This window comes from Pseudodesulfovibrio sp. 5S69 (assembly GCF_037094465.1).
Lineage (GTDB): Bacteria > Desulfobacterota > Desulfovibrionia > Desulfovibrionales > Desulfovibrionaceae > Pseudodesulfovibrio > Pseudodesulfovibrio methanolicus.
Genome location: NZ_CP146609.1, coordinates 1,566,607 through 1,580,609, shown reverse-complemented (window position 1 = coordinate 1,580,609; position 14,003 = coordinate 1,566,607). Strand labels below are relative to the sequence as shown.

At 63.3% G+C, this 14,003-nt stretch carries 15 protein-coding genes; 9 read left to right on the top strand and 6 right to left on the bottom strand.

Annotated features, from left to right (window positions below; translation table 11 throughout):
• Positions 1-167: 167 nt before the first annotated feature.
• The 9 genes from V8V93_RS07300 to V8V93_RS07260 all read left to right on the top strand — a co-directional run bounded on the left by V8V93_RS07300 (position 168) and on the right by V8V93_RS07260 (position 9,162).
• Complete coding sequence (locus tag V8V93_RS07300) at positions 168-1,349, top strand: iron-containing alcohol dehydrogenase (protein ID WP_338669707.1); 1,182 nt, start codon at positions 168-170, stop codon at positions 1,347-1,349.
• Positions 1,350-1,463: 114 nt separating this feature from the next.
• Positions 1,464-2,015 carry a 4Fe-4S dicluster domain-containing protein gene (locus V8V93_RS07295; protein WP_338669706.1) on the top strand — a complete coding sequence of 184 codons (552 nt, stop codon included), beginning with the start codon at positions 1,464-1,466 and terminating at the stop codon, positions 2,013-2,015.
• Positions 2,012-2,914, top strand: a complete 903-nt coding sequence (locus V8V93_RS07290) for a CoB--CoM heterodisulfide reductase iron-sulfur subunit B family protein (RefSeq protein WP_338669705.1) — start codon at positions 2,012-2,014, stop codon at positions 2,912-2,914. The genes V8V93_RS07295 and V8V93_RS07290 overlap by 4 nt, the downstream gene beginning before the upstream one ends.
• Entirely contained in the window at positions 2,914-4,869 is a 1,956-nt protein-coding gene (locus V8V93_RS07285) for a CoB--CoM heterodisulfide reductase iron-sulfur subunit A family protein (protein WP_338669704.1), read from the top strand. Before V8V93_RS07290 ends, V8V93_RS07285 begins: the two co-directional genes overlap by 1 nt.
• Complete coding sequence (locus V8V93_RS07280; RefSeq protein WP_338669703.1) at positions 4,860-5,333, top strand: hydrogenase iron-sulfur subunit; 474 nt, start codon at positions 4,860-4,862, stop codon at positions 5,331-5,333. The genes V8V93_RS07285 and V8V93_RS07280 overlap by 10 nt, the downstream gene beginning before the upstream one ends.
• Before the next feature lie 12 nt (positions 5,334-5,345).
• Complete coding sequence (locus V8V93_RS07275) at positions 5,346-6,308, top strand: 4Fe-4S dicluster domain-containing protein (RefSeq protein WP_338669702.1); 963 nt, start codon at positions 5,346-5,348, stop codon at positions 6,306-6,308.
• Positions 6,308-7,378 carry a 4Fe-4S dicluster domain-containing protein gene (locus tag V8V93_RS07270; RefSeq protein WP_338669701.1) on the top strand — a complete coding sequence of 357 codons (1,071 nt, stop codon included), beginning with the start codon at positions 6,308-6,310 and terminating at the stop codon, positions 7,376-7,378. The genes V8V93_RS07275 and V8V93_RS07270 overlap by 1 nt, the downstream gene beginning before the upstream one ends.
• Positions 7,371-8,213 carry an FAD/NAD(P)-binding protein gene (locus V8V93_RS07265; protein ID WP_338669700.1) on the top strand — a complete coding sequence of 281 codons (843 nt, stop codon included), beginning with the start codon at positions 7,371-7,373 and terminating at the stop codon, positions 8,211-8,213. The genes V8V93_RS07270 and V8V93_RS07265 overlap by 8 nt, the downstream gene beginning before the upstream one ends.
• Positions 8,214-8,331: 118 nt before the next feature.
• The gene (locus V8V93_RS07260) at positions 8,332-9,162 is read left to right on the top strand and encodes a hypothetical protein (protein ID WP_338669699.1); all 831 of its coding nucleotides are present in this window, start codon (positions 8,332-8,334) and stop codon (positions 9,160-9,162) included.
• Here V8V93_RS07260 and V8V93_RS07255 read toward each other — a convergent pair.
• The 6 genes from V8V93_RS07255 to V8V93_RS07230 form a co-directional block, all read right to left on the bottom strand.
• A complete protein-coding gene (locus tag V8V93_RS07255; protein ID WP_338669698.1) occupies positions 9,159-9,353 on the bottom strand; it encodes a hypothetical protein in 195 nt (64 codons plus the stop codon). The genes V8V93_RS07260 and V8V93_RS07255 overlap by 4 nt on opposite strands.
• Positions 9,354-9,800: 447 nt before the next feature.
• Positions 9,801-10,202 (bottom strand): molybdopterin dinucleotide binding domain-containing protein, encoded by a 402-nt coding sequence (locus V8V93_RS07250; protein WP_338669697.1) that lies wholly within the window; start codon positions 10,200-10,202, stop codon positions 9,801-9,803.
• A gap of 183 nt (positions 10,203-10,385) precedes the next feature.
• Positions 10,386-11,474, bottom strand: a complete 1,089-nt coding sequence (locus V8V93_RS07245) for an MFS transporter (RefSeq protein WP_338669696.1) — start codon at positions 11,472-11,474, stop codon at positions 10,386-10,388.
• Between the two features lie 251 nt (positions 11,475-11,725).
• Positions 11,726-12,298 (bottom strand): TetR/AcrR family transcriptional regulator, encoded by a 573-nt coding sequence (locus V8V93_RS07240; RefSeq protein ID WP_338669695.1) that lies wholly within the window; start codon positions 12,296-12,298, stop codon positions 11,726-11,728.
• Between the two features lie 259 nt (positions 12,299-12,557).
• Positions 12,558-13,190: a hypothetical protein gene (locus V8V93_RS07235; protein WP_338669694.1), complete on the bottom strand. Its 633-nt coding sequence runs from the start codon at positions 13,188-13,190 to the stop codon at positions 12,558-12,560.
• 42 nt (positions 13,191-13,232) lie between these two features.
• Positions 13,233-13,961, bottom strand: coding sequence for a ferredoxin family protein (locus V8V93_RS07230; RefSeq protein ID WP_338669693.1), 729 nt, complete (start codon positions 13,959-13,961; stop codon positions 13,233-13,235).
• Between the last annotated feature and the right edge of the window lie 42 nt (positions 13,962-14,003).

The window sequence follows — 14,003 nt, the reverse complement described above, 5'->3', positions numbered from 1 at the left end:
TGAAGGAAGAAGGGTCACAAAGGCACACTCAGGGGAAATCGCACAACATACTGTAATACAAAACATAAACAGAATGGTCCGATCCTTGCTCAAGGGATGGCGTCACTACGATGTGGCAGGCACTTGTCCCCGAGTTCAGTCACCCTAAACCACAAGGACGGAACATTATGGCAGTTACCGAACAAGTTAATGGCTTTTTCATTCCCAGCGTGACCCTCATCGGCATCGGCGCTCACAAGGAGATCCCGGCCAAGATCAAAGCTCTGGGCAGCAAAAAACCCCTGCTCGTGACTGACAAAGGCATCACCGCCTGCGGCATCACCCAGCAGATCGTCGACCTGCTCAAGAGCCAGAAGATGAACTGCGTGGTCTACGATGAGACCATCCCCAACCCCACCGACAAGAACGTCCACGACGGCGTGAAGGTCTACCAGGACAACAAATGCGACTCCCTGATCACCCTGGGCGGCGGCTCCTCCCACGACTGCGGTAAGGGCATCGGCCTGGTCGTTGCCAACGGCGGCAAGATCCACGACTACGAAGGCGTGGACAAGTCCACCAACCCCATGCCCCCGTACATTGCGGTGAACACCACCGCCGGAACCGCGTCCGAGATGACCCGCTTCTGCATCATCACCGACACCTCCCGCAAGGTGAAAATGGCCATCGTCGACTGGCGCGTCACCCCGGGCATCGCCCTGGACGACCCGCTGCTGATGATGGGCATGCCCCCGGCGCTGACAGCCGCCACCGGCATGGACGCCCTGACCCACGCCGTTGAGGCCTATGTTTCCACCATCGCCACCCCGATGACCGACGCCTGCGCCGAAAAGGCCATCCGCCTGGTCTTCAAGTTCCTGCGCCGCGCCGTTGCCAACGGCTCCGACATCGAAGCCCGCGAAGGCATGTGCTACGCCCAGTACCTGGCCGGTATGGCCTTCAACAACGCCAGCCTCGGCCACGTCCACGCCATGGCCCACCAGTTGGGCGGCTTCTACGACCTGCCGCACGGCGAATGCAACGCCATCCTCCTGCCCCACGTGGAGAAGTTCAACCTCATCGCCCGTGTCGAGCGGTTCGCCGAAATGGCCGAGATGATGGACCAGAACATCGAAGGCATGAGCAAGCGCAACGCCGCCGAGCTGTGCCTCGAAGCCATCAAGCAGCTCTCCTCCGACGTCGGCATCCCCGCCGGTCTGGTCGAACTCGGCAAGCGTTACGGCAAGGACGTCAAGATCAAGGACATCAAGATCATGACCGAAAACGCCCAGAAGGACGCCTGCGGCCTGACCAACCCCCGCTGCCCCAAGGACATGGACGTCATGGCCATCTACGAAGCAGCAATGTAGGTCCTCCCTTCCAATGGGGGTGGGGCTTCGGCCCCGCCCCTATCGGAAGATATTTTCGTTACCGGACGGTCCCCAGACGCCGTCCTTTTGCTCACAACACGGAGATTCGCGTCCATGCCATCCAGCACGAAAACCTTTGATTCAGACTTCATTGCCGAGGTGCAGCGGGAAAGCGAGCAGGACCTCGCCCTGTGCTACCAATGCGGCAACTGCACCGCCGGGTGCCCGGTTTCCTTCGCCTATGACTACCCGGTCAACCAGATCATGCGCCTGGTCCAAGCCGGGAAAAAACAGGAAGCCCTGTCCTCTCATGCCATCTGGCTGTGCGCCTCCTGCGAGACCTGCACCACACGCTGCCCCAACGACATCGACGTGGCCAGGATCATGGACGTGCTGCGCCACATGGCCCGCCGGGAAAATATCGTCAGCGAGAAGGCGGTCAGCGCCTTCTGGAAGGCTTTCCTGGAGTCCGTGGAGAAACACGGCCGCGTCTTCGAGCTCGGCCTCATGGCCAACTACGTAGGCAAGACCGGCAAAATGTTCACCGACATGGATCTGGCTCCCATGGCCCTGCGCAAGGGCAAGCTGGGCCTGAAGGCGCACGACATCAAGAAATTAGCTGAAATCCGAGGGATCTTCGACCGCTATCGGGAGCAAAAACAATGAGTCTGAGTTACGCGTATTATCCGGGATGTTCGGGACTCGGCACCTCGCTCGAGTACGACACCTCCACCCGCGCCCTGTGCCGGAGCCTCGGCATCGAACTGGTGGAAATCCCCGACTGGAACTGCTGCGGGTCCACCCCGGCGCACGCCGTCGACCACCTGCTGTCCGCCTGCCTGGTGGGCCGCAACCTGGGCATCGCCGACGACATGGCCGAAGAGCGCAAGCTGGACGGCATCATCACCCCCTGTCCCAGTTGCCTGAAGAATCTCAAGACCACCCAGCACCGCCTGGCCGATCCCGAATTCCACCGCAAGGTGGAACTGGTCGTGGGGCGGACCCTCAAGGCCGAGTTGCCCATCAAGTCCGTGCTCCAGGTGGTGGTCGAGGACCTGGGCATCCAGGCCCTGGCCAAGTTGGTCAAGGAGCCGCTCAAGGGCCTGAAGGTGGTCCCGTACTACGGCTGCATCATGGTCCGCCCGCCGCAGATCATGCAGTTCGACGACCCGGAGAACCCCATGGCCCTGGACAACCTGCTGGCCGAGCTGGGGGCCGAGGTCCTGCCCTTCCCGCTGAAGACCGACTGTTGCGGCGCTTCCCTGGGGACCACCCGCAAGGACGTCATCGCCAAGCTTTCCGGGCGCGTCCTGGATGCGGCCGAGGAGGCCGGGGCCGACGCCATCGTCACCGCCTGCCCCCTGTGCCAGATGAACCTGGACATGCGCCAGTCGCAGATCAACCGCGCCAATCACAGCGGGCACAACATGCCCGTCTTCTATTATTCGCAACTTGCCGGCCTTGCCGCCGGGCAGGGCGAGACGAGCACCATGCTGGACAAGCTCTGCGTCAGTCCGCGTCCCCTGCTCGCCGCACTGGCCGGGCACACCGGAGAGGGGGCCTAATGAATATCGGAGTTTTCGTCTGCCATTGCGGCAGCAACATCGCCGGAACCGTGGATACCGAGGCCGTGGCCAAGGCGGCCCTGGGCTTCCGCGAGGTGGTCTTCGCCACGGACACCATGTACGCCTGTTCCGAGCCGGGACAGGCGGGCATCGTCGATGCCATCAAGGAGTACGACCTGGACGGCGTGGTGGTGGCCTCCTGCACCCCGCGCATGCACGAGGCGACTTTCCGGCGCACACTGGAGCGGGCGGGCCTGAACAAGTACATGTTCGAGATGGCCAACATCCGCGAGCACGTCTCCTGGGTCGGCAAGGACAAGGAGGCCAACACCCGCAAGGCCGGTGAACTGGTCCACATGGCCGTCGAAAAGCTGCGCCGCAACGACTACCTCCAGGCCGGTGAATTCGAGATCAACAAGCGGGTCATGGTCATCGGCGGCGGCGTGGCCGGCATCCAGGCCGCCCTCGACTGCGCCGACGGCGGGCTCGAAGTGATCCTGGTCGAGCGCGAGCCGAGCATCGGCGGCAAGATGTCCAAGCTCGACAAAACGTTCCCCACCGTGGACTGCTCCAGCTGCATCCTCGGCCCCAAGATGGTCGACGTGGCCCAGCACCCGAACATCACCCTGTACACCCTGTCCGAGGTGGATTCGGTCAAGGGGTTTGTCGGCAACTTCGACGTCACCGTGCGACGCAAGGCCGCCTACGTGGACTGGGACGCCTGCACCGGCTGTGGCGAATGCACCACCAAGTGCCCGAGCAAGAAGACCCCGGACCGCTTCAACGAATTCATCGGCACCACCACGGCCATCAATATTCCCTTTCCCCAGGCCATTCCCAAAAAGGCGAGCATCAACGCCGACGCCTGCATCAAGCTGACCAAGGGCAAGTGCGGCGTCTGCGCCAAGGTCTGCCCGACCGAGGCCATCCGCTTCGACCAGCAGGACGAACTGGTCACCGAGCAGGTGGGCGCGATCATCGCGGCCACGGGCTACGACCTGTTCGACTTCACCAAATACGGCGAATACGGCGGCGGCCGCTACCCGGACGTGATCACGTCCATGCAATATGAGCGGCTGCTCTCCGCCTCCGGTCCCACCGAGGGCCACATAAAGCGGCCCTCCGACGGCGCCGAGCCCAAGGACATCGTCTTCATCCAGTGCGTGGGCTCCCGCGACAAATCCATCGGCCGCCCCTACTGCTCCGGCTTCTGCTGCATGTACACGGCCAAGCAGACCATCCTGACCAAGGACCACATGCCCGACTCCCAGTCCTACGTCTTCTACATGGACATCCGTGCGCCCGGAAAGAACTACGACGAGTTCACCCGGCGGGCCATGGAGGAGTACGGCGCCCGGTACATCCGGGGCAGGGTCTCCGCCATCCAGCCGAAGAACGGCCGCTACCTGGTCAAGGGCGCGGACACGCTGCTCGGCCAGCAGGTGGAGATCGAAGCCGACCTGGTCGTTCTCGCCGTGGGGGCCGAGGCCGCCAAGGGCGCGGGCGAACTGGCCGAGAAGCTGCGCATCTCGTACGATCCCTACGGATTCTTCCTGGAGGGCCACCCCAAGCTCAAGCCGGTCGAGACCAACACCGCGGGCATCTACCTGGCGGGATCCTGCCAGGGGCCCAAGGACATCCCGTCCTCGGTGGCCCAGGGCGACGCGGCCGCGGCCAAGGTCCTGGCCCTGTTCTCCAAGGACAAGCTGGCCAGCGATCCCCAGGTCTCGGGCGTCAAGCTGGTGCGCTGCATCGGCTGCGGCAAGTGTGAATCGGTCTGTCCCTTCGGGGCCATCGAGATGATCGATTTCCGCGGCATGACCAAAGCCTCGGTCATCGAGACCGTGTGCCAGGGCTGCGGCGTATGCACGGCCGCCTGCCCGCAGGGCGCCATCCAGCTCAGCCACTTCACCGACAACCAGATACTCGCCGAGGTGAACACCTTATGTCTGTAAACGAAGGAAAGGAACTGCGAATCATCGGATTCCTTTGCAACTGGTGCTCCTACGCGGGCGCCGATACCGCCGGCGTGGGCCGGTTCGCCCAGCCCACGGACCTGCGCATCGTCAGGCTGCCCTGCACAGGACGCATCAACCCGCTGTTCATCGTCCGCGCGTTCATGAACGGCGCCGACGGCGTGCTCGTTTCCGGCTGCCATCCCCGGGACTGCCACTACTCCGAAGGCAACTTCTACGCCCGTCGGCGGCTTGAGGTCCTCAAGGCCCTGCTGCCCGTCATCGGCGTCGATCCCGGTCGCTTCGAATACACCTGGGTTTCGGCCTCCGAGGGCCAGCGTTGGCGGTCCGTGGTCACCAGCTTCACCGAACAGGTGCACGCGCTGGGCCCCATGCCCGGCTTCAAGTCCGGGACCAGCCTGGACATGTGCCTGTGCCACCTGGACCAACCCCAGGTCCGTTAAAGGAGTCCCGCAATGGCATCATCCATAGATGATTTGAAATCCGCGATAAAGAAGGCGCTGCCCGAGCTTGACATGGTCATTGCCTGGGCAGCGGGCCCCGATCCCCTGAGCCACACCCCGCTGTTCATCACCGACGAGGCGGACGTCGAGCGCATCGAGTGGGACCCCCGCTGTTCCCAGAACCTGGCTGGCTACCTGCCCGGCCTGCGCGGCAAGAAGGTCGGCATCGTGGTCAAGGGCTGCGATGCCCGCTCCCTGGTCGAACTGCTCCAGGAAAAGCTCATCGACCGCGAGGACGTGACCATCTTCGGCCTGCACTGCACCGGGGCCGTGGACGCCCGTCCGGTGCGCAAGGCCCTGGGGTCGACCCGCGGCCTGGAATCCGTGGCCGTCGACGGCGGAACCGCCCGGTTCACCGTGGCCGGCGAAGCCAAGACCCTGCCCCTGGCCGAAGCGCTCCAGAAGAAATGCTTCACCTGCACCGGGGCCGACGCCGAGGTCTGCGACCACTTCATCGGCGAGCACGGCCAGCCTCCCCAGGTGACCGAGACCCCGACCACGACCCTGGAGGAGCTGGAGGCCATGAGCATGGAAGAGCGGCTCCACTTCTGGGAAGACCAGATGACCCGCTGCATCCGCTGCTACGCCTGCCGGTCGGCGTGTCCCCTGTGCGTGTGCCAGGACCACTGCGCGGCCCAGAGCCGCGAGCCCCACTGGGTGGATCAGACCGACCACCCCAGGGAAAAGCTCATGTTCCAGGCCATCCACGCGCTGCACACGGCCGGGCGCTGCACCGAATGCGGCGAATGCGAACGGGCCTGCCCCATGGGGCTGCCCATCATGACCCTGAAGCAGGCCCTCAACCGCAGCATCCAGGATCTCTTCGACTACCGGGCCGGGACCGATCCGGACCAGGCCCCGCCGCTGTTCGAGTTCCGTGAAGAGGAGAAAAACATCAAGGAGAGGGAGTGGTAATGCTCACCGCACGATATATCGCCAACGACAAGCTCATGCCCTGGCTCCTGTCCCTGACCGAAACGCGGCAGGTCCTGGCTCCGGTACAGGCGGGCGGACAGACCCTGTTCGCGCCCCTGGACGAAAACAGCCGCCTGGACCTGAAGGGGCTGGCCGACGCCTCGGCCAAGGCGGCCCTGCTCCCGCGCTGCGAGACCCTGTTCGAGTTTCACTACTCCAAGGGCGAGGGCGTGCCGTCCAAGACCGAATTGGAGGTCCGCGAAACCCTGCCCGACCAGGACACCTTCCTGTTCGGCGCCCGGCCCTGCGACGCCAAGGGATTCACCGTATTCGACCGCGTCTACGACGCCGGTACCCGCCGGGACATCTACTACTGCACCCGCCGGGACAAGACCCTGGTGGCGGCCCTGGCCTGCACCGAGCCGGCGGACACCTGCTTCTGCAACCGCGTGGGCGGCGGCCCCGGCGACACGGACGGTGCGGACATGCTCTTCACGCCCGTGGACGGCGGATACGTGATCGAGTCCGTGACCGAGAAGGGCGAGGCGTTCCTGGCGGAACAGCCCCTGATGGAGGCCGAGGAGCGCAAGGAGGAGGCACGCAAGGTGCGCGAGGCCGTGAGCGAGGCCATGCCCGGCGGCGACCCCCTCGGCGGCACCGAGGGCGAAGTACTCCGGCTCTTCGACGACAAGGAGTTCTGGGGCGGGGTGGCGGCCAAATGCCTCAGCTGCGGCGCGTGCAGCTACCTCTGCCCGACTTGCTACTGCTTCAACATGACCGACGAGGTCAACGGTGATGACGGCGTCCGGGTCCGGACCTGGGACAACTGCATGTCCTTCCAGTTCACCCTGGAGGGCAGCGGCCACAACCCGCGCGACGGCAAGGCCCAGCGCATGCGCAACCGGATCGGCCACAAGTTCAGCTACTACCCCGAACTGCACGACGGCAACCTCGCCTGCGTGGGATGCGGCCGGTGCATCGTGCATTGCCCCGTGTCCATGGACGTCCGGGCCATCGTCGCCCAAGCGCGAGACCGCGCCTTGGCCAAAGAGGAGCACGCCAATGACTAGTACCGACGCGACCAATCTGTACCTTCCCGACATGGCCACCATCCAGGAGGTGATCCAGGAAACGTCCAACATCAAGACGTTCCGCATCACCCTCAACAATCCCGACGCCATGCGGAACTTCCGGTTCGAGCCGGGCCAGGTGGGGCAGCTGTCCGTGTTCGGCGTGGGCGAGTCCACGTTCGTCATCAACTCGTCCCCCACCCGCATGGACTATTTGCAGTTCAGCGTCATGCGCGTGGGCGAGTTGACCGAGAAACTGCACAAGCTGCGCGTCGGCGACCAGGTCGGTGTGCGCGCCCCCCTGGGCAACTGCTTTCCCTACGAGGATATGAAGGGCAAGGACATCGTCTTCGTCGGCGGCGGCATCGGCATGGCCCCGCTGCGGACCCTGCTCCTGTACATGCTCGACAACCGCGACGATTACGGCAAGATCTCGCTGCTCTACGGCGCGCGCAGCCCCTCGGACATGGCCTTCAGCTACGAGCTGCCCGAGTGGCTCGGCCGCGAGGACATGACCACCGAGCTGACCGTGGACAACGGCACCCCGGACTGGAAGCACCACGTGGGGCTGATCCCCAACGTGCTGAAGGAGATGGCTCCCTCCGCGGAGAACGCCTTTGCCGTGACCTGCGGCCCGCCGATCATGATCAAGTTCACCATCGAGGCCCTGCATTCGCTCGGATTCAAGGACGAGCAGATCATCACGACCCTGGAAAAGCGGATGAAATGCGGGGTGGGCATCTGCGGTCGGTGCAACATCGGCACCAAATACGTCTGCAAGGACGGCCCGGTCTTCACCAATGCGCAGCTCAAGGAATTGCCCAACGAATTATAGACACCTCATCACCTTAGCCTCCGTGGTCCGGGGCGGCAGCCGCCGCTCCGGGCCACACCCAGGCGCGCTCCGGGCACCGAAGCGACGCACACAGTCAAGCGATAGAGGAGAAGCAGGGATGTACGACGACGACATGCTGGTGGAAGGATGGATGGGACAGGGCTGGACCCCCGGCTCCGAGAACGGCGAGGGAGCCGAAGCCCTGACGCAGAGGGAATGCGCGTTCCTCAGCTTGCCGCCGGAACTCTTTTTCGCTTCCGAATTATTCCAGGGACAGTACGTACGGCGCAGGACGCGCGTTCGCGACTATCCCATCCAGTCGACCTGTGCGCTCCGCACCCTCCGCTACACGGGTGTGCGGCTCGACCAGTTCGACCAGGACGTCTTTCTGGCCTGCGCGGCTAGGTTTCCCCGGCAGAAGTCCTCAGCTCCCTGCGCTCGGAAAATGGACCTCAGGGGTCTGGCAAGGGAAGTGCTCAAAAGGGCGGGGACTGTCGACCGGCGCCGGGTGGCCGAATCGCTGCGCAGGCTGGAATCGGGCCGCATCAAGATCCGCGACGGGCGGTTCACCTGCTATCTGCAACCCATTCAGAAGGCCCTTTTCGACGAAAAGGCCGGGTACTGCCTCATCGAACTGAATCCGGAGATTCTCCGTTCGTTGCAGTGCGTGGACAACCTCCAGGGCTTTGTCCAGGAGCGTTTCCGGTTGCCCAAGGTGTCCATGGACCGCTGGCTGCACGGGGTCATGCACTACAGCGATCATATCTGCATCCCCTTTGCGGGGCTCCCCGCCCTCTCGGGCAATGCCAATGCCGTCCCGGTCCTGGTGGCGGAATCCCTGGATCGCCTGAGCGCGTCGGTAAGGCTCTACCGGTTGCGCCTGGGCGAAGGAGGGCTTGAGATCAGCCGGAATGCCCGAGCGGACGGGGATGGACGATGCCGCGTCTAGTTAATGGCACCGTCACGATAATTGTAGAGCAGCCGGTCTCCCTGGGGGGCGTGCTCATAGTCGGCCCACTTGTAGTCGGTCTGGCTCATCAGCCACTGGATGACTTCGCCCTGGCTCGAAGGGGTTCCGGGATATTCAACGACCTTGGAGATGTTCTCGCCGAACACGTTGATCTCGATTGCAATCTTCATATTAACTCCGATTGTTTTCACGCTCTCTGCCCAGGCGGCGCTCCGACACGACCAGCCTGCGGCACGGCGTTTTAACTGTTGGTTGGGTCCGGCGGCAGGCGGCTGCCATTGCCATTGTCCGCTGCCTGTCGTTGGCCCACTGACACCTGTAACACGGTGTCTATAGCTCCCGCGTAACGCAGGTCCGAAAGCGCGTCAAACCCCAAATGATTGTGAAATATTTATCATTTTAAATAAATATATAATAAAAATAGATAGTTATCGTATATTTTTTCTTTTTAGAAAGTTCAAAAAAATTAAAATTGATTTTTATATTACATTTTTGAAGCCAGGTCAATAGTCAAGATACAGGCGAAGGAGTCCTGGGCGAGAAAACATCGGCCCCGCAATGCACGATGGCATTGCGGGCCTTATTCACGTCGGGTTGGGAGAGCGCGGCGGCGGCCCCTACTCCTTTTCCATCCGGCACATCAGCGCCATATGGGGCCAACTGCCGATCTCCAGGCTACAGAACTCGGGCTCGTCCGGGCAGAGCATGTTGGCGTTGAAATCGAACGCTCCGGACAGGTCCGGCAACTTGGCGTTGCGCGCCGGGAACCACCAAGAGTGCTGGGCATCCACCGTGCCCGGACTCATGACGTCCGTGATGTGGACGCGCTGGCGGATGGCCCCGTGCGGGGTGGAGATCACAGCCCAGTCTCCTTCGGCCAGCCCTAGGTTCGCGGCCGTTTCCGGGCGGATCGAAACCAGCGGATCGGGGACCTTCTCGATCTGCCGCTGCCCCTCGGCGTTTCGGAACAGGACGGCCACCCCGGCCATGATCCCGGCGATGCGTCCGGTCAAGTGCACCCAAGTCCCTGGTCTCCATTTCCGTGACGGTCAGGGACACGCCGAAGGTGACCTCCCAGCCCCGTTGCGGTGCATGCAGGCGGAGAGCGCGGTCCCGGAGCCGGGCAAGGGGTCTTGTCCGTGAACCTGCACGGCGCGAAAGTATGTCCGCACCAGCCCGCGCGGGCCCGCTTCAACAGGGGGCTATGCTCCGGCGTACTCCAGGGCCAGCTTGCGGGCCCCGGCCAGGTCCTTCTTGCCGGTGCCGAGCTTGGGAATCCCCGCGACGCCGAAGAACTTCGCGGGCACGGACAGGGCGTCGGTACCGGCCTTGAGCAGGAGGAAGAGGCAGACGGTCATGCCGATGGCACCCAGGGGGATGGTCCCGGTCTCGATGTAGTTCCGGGAAACCTTTCCGGCCATGACCGAGCCGATGATGATGCCCACGCCGCCCAGGGAGAGCATGCCCTGGGCGATGACCGTGTTGGTCTCGCCGGCCACGTCCTTGAGGTGTGTGCCGAAGGCGGCCAGCAGGACCTGGTTCACGGCCCAGAAGATGGCCAGGCCGATAATGGACAGCCAGATGACCTCGCTCTTCCTGATCAGCTTCATGTTGGACTTCAGGTACCCGCCGCGCAGGTACTTGCGCCCGTCCAGGGTCAGCCCCGCGTCGCCGGGCCGCTTCTCGGGCAGGGTCAGGGTGATCAGCGTCTCGAGCACGGCCCCGGCCACGAGGATGTAGCCGCACGGCGCGATGTGCTGAAGGATCTCGCCCGGCGTGCCGACCGCACCCGCAAGATAATGCTCGAAGAAGAGCGAGAAGATCACCGCCCCGGCCAGGATGGCCACGATGGTCACGGCCTGGACCGCCGCGTTGGCCTGGGCCAGGCGGTCGTTGCCGGTCATTTCCTTGATGTAGCCGTACTTGGCCGGGGAGTAGACGGGGCTCTGGGCGGCCAGCAGGAAGGTCAGCCCGAAGGCGGGCCAGAACAGCCCGGCGTGGTAGCAGACCACGATGAGCATGGTCAGCGGGATGGACGCCGCCGCGCAGATCTTGATAACCTTGTCCTTGGCGAACCGGTCCGAGATGAACGCGGACGGGGTGAACATCAGGATGAAGGGCAGCAGGATCAGCGCGTTGACCACGGCGGTCAGGGCGATCTGCTGCGGCCCGTCGAAACTCTTGAAGACCGTATCCTGGATGATGATCTTGTGGCCCAGATCGGTCATGGCGTTGAGCAGGACCACCAGGATGTACGGAGTAAAGCCATGTATCTTCAGTAAAGACCGCATGAGACGCTCCTGTTATGCCCGCTCGCGGAGGGGAAAGGGTGAATCGGAAATGGGAGACCGTACGGCACCCCCCCCCCGGCACAACAATCTGCCAGGAATTGCACGGGATCTGGAAGACCTCGGCCCGGCAAGGCCCCTGCCGCCGCTGTTTCGAATACCCTGGCCATATCCCTCTCCTTTTGTGTGTGAATGTTCACTTATTAATAACCGTTCAAAAAAGGCGCGCACCCGCAGGAACACGCGCCGAAAAATCAGCCGATCATCAGGACGCGCTTGACCGCGCTGACCACGTCGTCGACCACCGAGCCGTCGATCTCGATGCGGTCGTAGCGGTCCATGACCATGACCTGAAGGACCAGCCCCAGCACCAAGCCCGAGGCGAGGCTCGAGTTCATGGACGGAATCTCGCCCGCCCGGACCGCCTCATCCACAAACCGCTCGACCATGTCGTTGGGGTTCGAGGCCACGTCCAAAATCCTCTCCTCCGGGAACCCGTGCTGGGTCAGCAGTATGAAGGCGAACTGCACGGGATACTTCCCGTAGTAGTCGAAGATGAAGCGGACGCTCGCCTCCACCCTGGCGGCCAGCGGCGCGCCCGGCGCGAACATCCGCGTGCCCAGCTCCGCGGAGAACGTCTCGATCTCGCGGCAGAACAGTTGCCAGGCCATGGCGTTCTTGCCCGGATAGTGCCGGTACAGGGCCCCTTCGGTCACCCCGGCCTCAGACGCGATGTCCTTGACCGTGGTCTGGGCCAGCCCCTTGGTGGCGAACAGCCGGATCGCCGCGTTCTCCATGTCCTGTTTCTTCACTGCCGGTCGAGCCATGTCGTCTCCGTTTGTAAGTAAATAGTCACTTACTAACTAGCCGCGACGACCGGACCTGTCAACACAAAAAATTCATCCGATGAAAAAATGGCCGGGGCCGCCACTGCCGGGCACAGCAACCGGCGCCCTCTTCCGCGCTCCCGACGCGGAGCGTCCCGGCCCGGCGGGACGGCAGCCGTGGCCGCCGGGGCGTGGACAGGGCACAAAAAAAGGCGGGAGCCGAAGCTCCCGCCGATGAACCGAGGGCTTGCGTCGGGGACTACACCTCCGGCGATTCCACGATCCTTTCCAGGACGGCCTTGGCCTTGGCCGTGTTGAATATCCCGCACATGCAGGGGCGGGTGAGCTTCTCCGCCGCCTTTTCGGTGGTGGTCTTGCCCTTGCGGATGTCGGCCGCCAGCTTTTGCACGAGGCCGGGGGTAACCATCGCGTGTCCGCACATGGTACAGATCTCCAGGACCGGGCGCGGGGGGAGCTTGTCCAGCGCGCCGTAGACGCCGAGGCTGAAGTTGTAGGAGTGCGGCTTCAGCCCGACCTTCTCGGCGCAGTCACGCACGTCGTCCAGCAGCCCGGAAACCACCACGGAGAACCCGTAGTCCTTGTCCTTGATCTCGCCCAGGACCCCGGTGAGGTCCTCCTTGGTCCTGAAGACGGCGTGGACCATGGGCGCGTCGTCGCAGGCATTGACCTTGAGCTCTTCCGGCGTGTTGTCCAGGAGCAGGCCGATCTTCATGCCGCCCATGTTTACCGGGTTGTATTTCTTGAAGATGTCGATGTATTTCTGATAATGCCCGACAACGTCGTCGTTATTGATGCCCCGTGCGGGCATGACGAGCACGACATAGTCCGCGTCCGGCTGCTTGTCCTTGATGCGATGAAGCGTATGCGACATGTTTCGTTCCTCTTTATGATGGCAAGGTTGACGGGGCAGGGCCTACGCGGTGAACAGCGGCTTGCCCAGACCCATGTTGACCTTGGTGGAGGTCTCCAGGAAGGTGATGCCCCGCTTGCGGATGACGGCCTCGGCGGGACAGTTGCCCTGCTCGTCCGTGGCCGCGATGACGCCCACGCTGAACACGGTGTCCACTTCCTTTCCCACTTCCTCGAAGGCCTTCATCACCGAATTCAGATCCTTGGCCGCGAGCTTGAACTCCAGGATGCAGGAAAGCACCTTCTCGTTCTTGATGGACGGCTCGAACAGCCCCTTTTTCTGATCGATCATCAGCTTGGTGGTGGGATTGTTCTGGTCGTAGGAGACCACGTAGGGCGCGATGGCCATGGCGATCTTCTCCACGTCCGAGATGCGCGCGCCCACCAGGGGACGGCCCGGCTCCACGGCCATGGCGATGTACTCGGTGCCGTGCACCAGCCCGGTCACGTCGTTGGTCTTGACCTCTTCCGTTCCCCGGCCCAGATGGCCCAGGTCGGTGTTCTCGTGCTTGCCGAGCGGATCGCTGAACGCCTTGCGGATGGACCGCGGCATCTGGAGCGCCTCCTGGTAGAGGGCCTCCGTCGGGCACTTGCTGTTGCGCAGGCAGAGGCAGCATTCCACGCACTCTTCCTGATCAATGACCACCCGGTCGCCTTCCTTGCCGATGGCGCCCACCGGGCAAAACGGGATGCACAGGCCGCACGCCTTGCACTTCTCATATTCGATTTTCATATTTCCTCCTTGAGACCGGCCCGGGGCCGGCCGTATTGTTGC

What these genes read in the sequence shown, in the direction of transcription:
- V8V93_RS07260 (WP_338669699.1), top strand. Translation starts at nt 8,332, where the DNA reads ATGTACGACGACGACATGCTGGTGGAAGGATGGATGGGACAGGGCTGG.
- V8V93_RS07245 (WP_338669696.1), bottom strand. Translation starts at nt 11,474, where the DNA reads ATGCGGTCTTTACTGAAGATACATGGCTTTACTCCGTACATCCTGGTG.
- V8V93_RS07280 (WP_338669703.1), top strand. Translation starts at nt 4,860, where the DNA reads ATGTCTGTAAACGAAGGAAAGGAACTGCGAATCATCGGATTCCTTTGC.
- V8V93_RS07240 (WP_338669695.1), bottom strand. Translation starts at nt 12,298, where the DNA reads ATGGCTCGACCGGCAGTGAAGAAACAGGACATGGAGAACGCGGCGATC.
- V8V93_RS07235 (WP_338669694.1), bottom strand. Translation starts at nt 13,190, where the DNA reads ATGTCGCATACGCTTCATCGCATCAAGGACAAGCAGCCGGACGCGGAC.
- V8V93_RS07295 (WP_338669706.1), top strand. Translation starts at nt 1,464, where the DNA reads ATGCCATCCAGCACGAAAACCTTTGATTCAGACTTCATTGCCGAGGTG.
- V8V93_RS07275 (WP_338669702.1), top strand. Translation starts at nt 5,346, where the DNA reads ATGGCATCATCCATAGATGATTTGAAATCCGCGATAAAGAAGGCGCTG.
- V8V93_RS07270 (WP_338669701.1), top strand. Translation starts at nt 6,308, where the DNA reads ATGCTCACCGCACGATATATCGCCAACGACAAGCTCATGCCCTGGCTC.
- V8V93_RS07255 (WP_338669698.1), bottom strand. Translation starts at nt 9,353, where the DNA reads ATGAAGATTGCAATCGAGATCAACGTGTTCGGCGAGAACATCTCCAAG.
- V8V93_RS07230 (WP_338669693.1), bottom strand. Translation starts at nt 13,961, where the DNA reads ATGAAAATCGAATATGAGAAGTGCAAGGCGTGCGGCCTGTGCATCCCG.
- V8V93_RS07300 (WP_338669707.1), top strand. Translation starts at nt 168, where the DNA reads ATGGCAGTTACCGAACAAGTTAATGGCTTTTTCATTCCCAGCGTGACC.
- V8V93_RS07290 (WP_338669705.1), top strand. Translation starts at nt 2,012, where the DNA reads ATGAGTCTGAGTTACGCGTATTATCCGGGATGTTCGGGACTCGGCACC.
- V8V93_RS07265 (WP_338669700.1), top strand. Translation starts at nt 7,371, where the DNA reads ATGACTAGTACCGACGCGACCAATCTGTACCTTCCCGACATGGCCACC.
- V8V93_RS07285 (WP_338669704.1), top strand. Translation starts at nt 2,914, where the DNA reads ATGAATATCGGAGTTTTCGTCTGCCATTGCGGCAGCAACATCGCCGGA.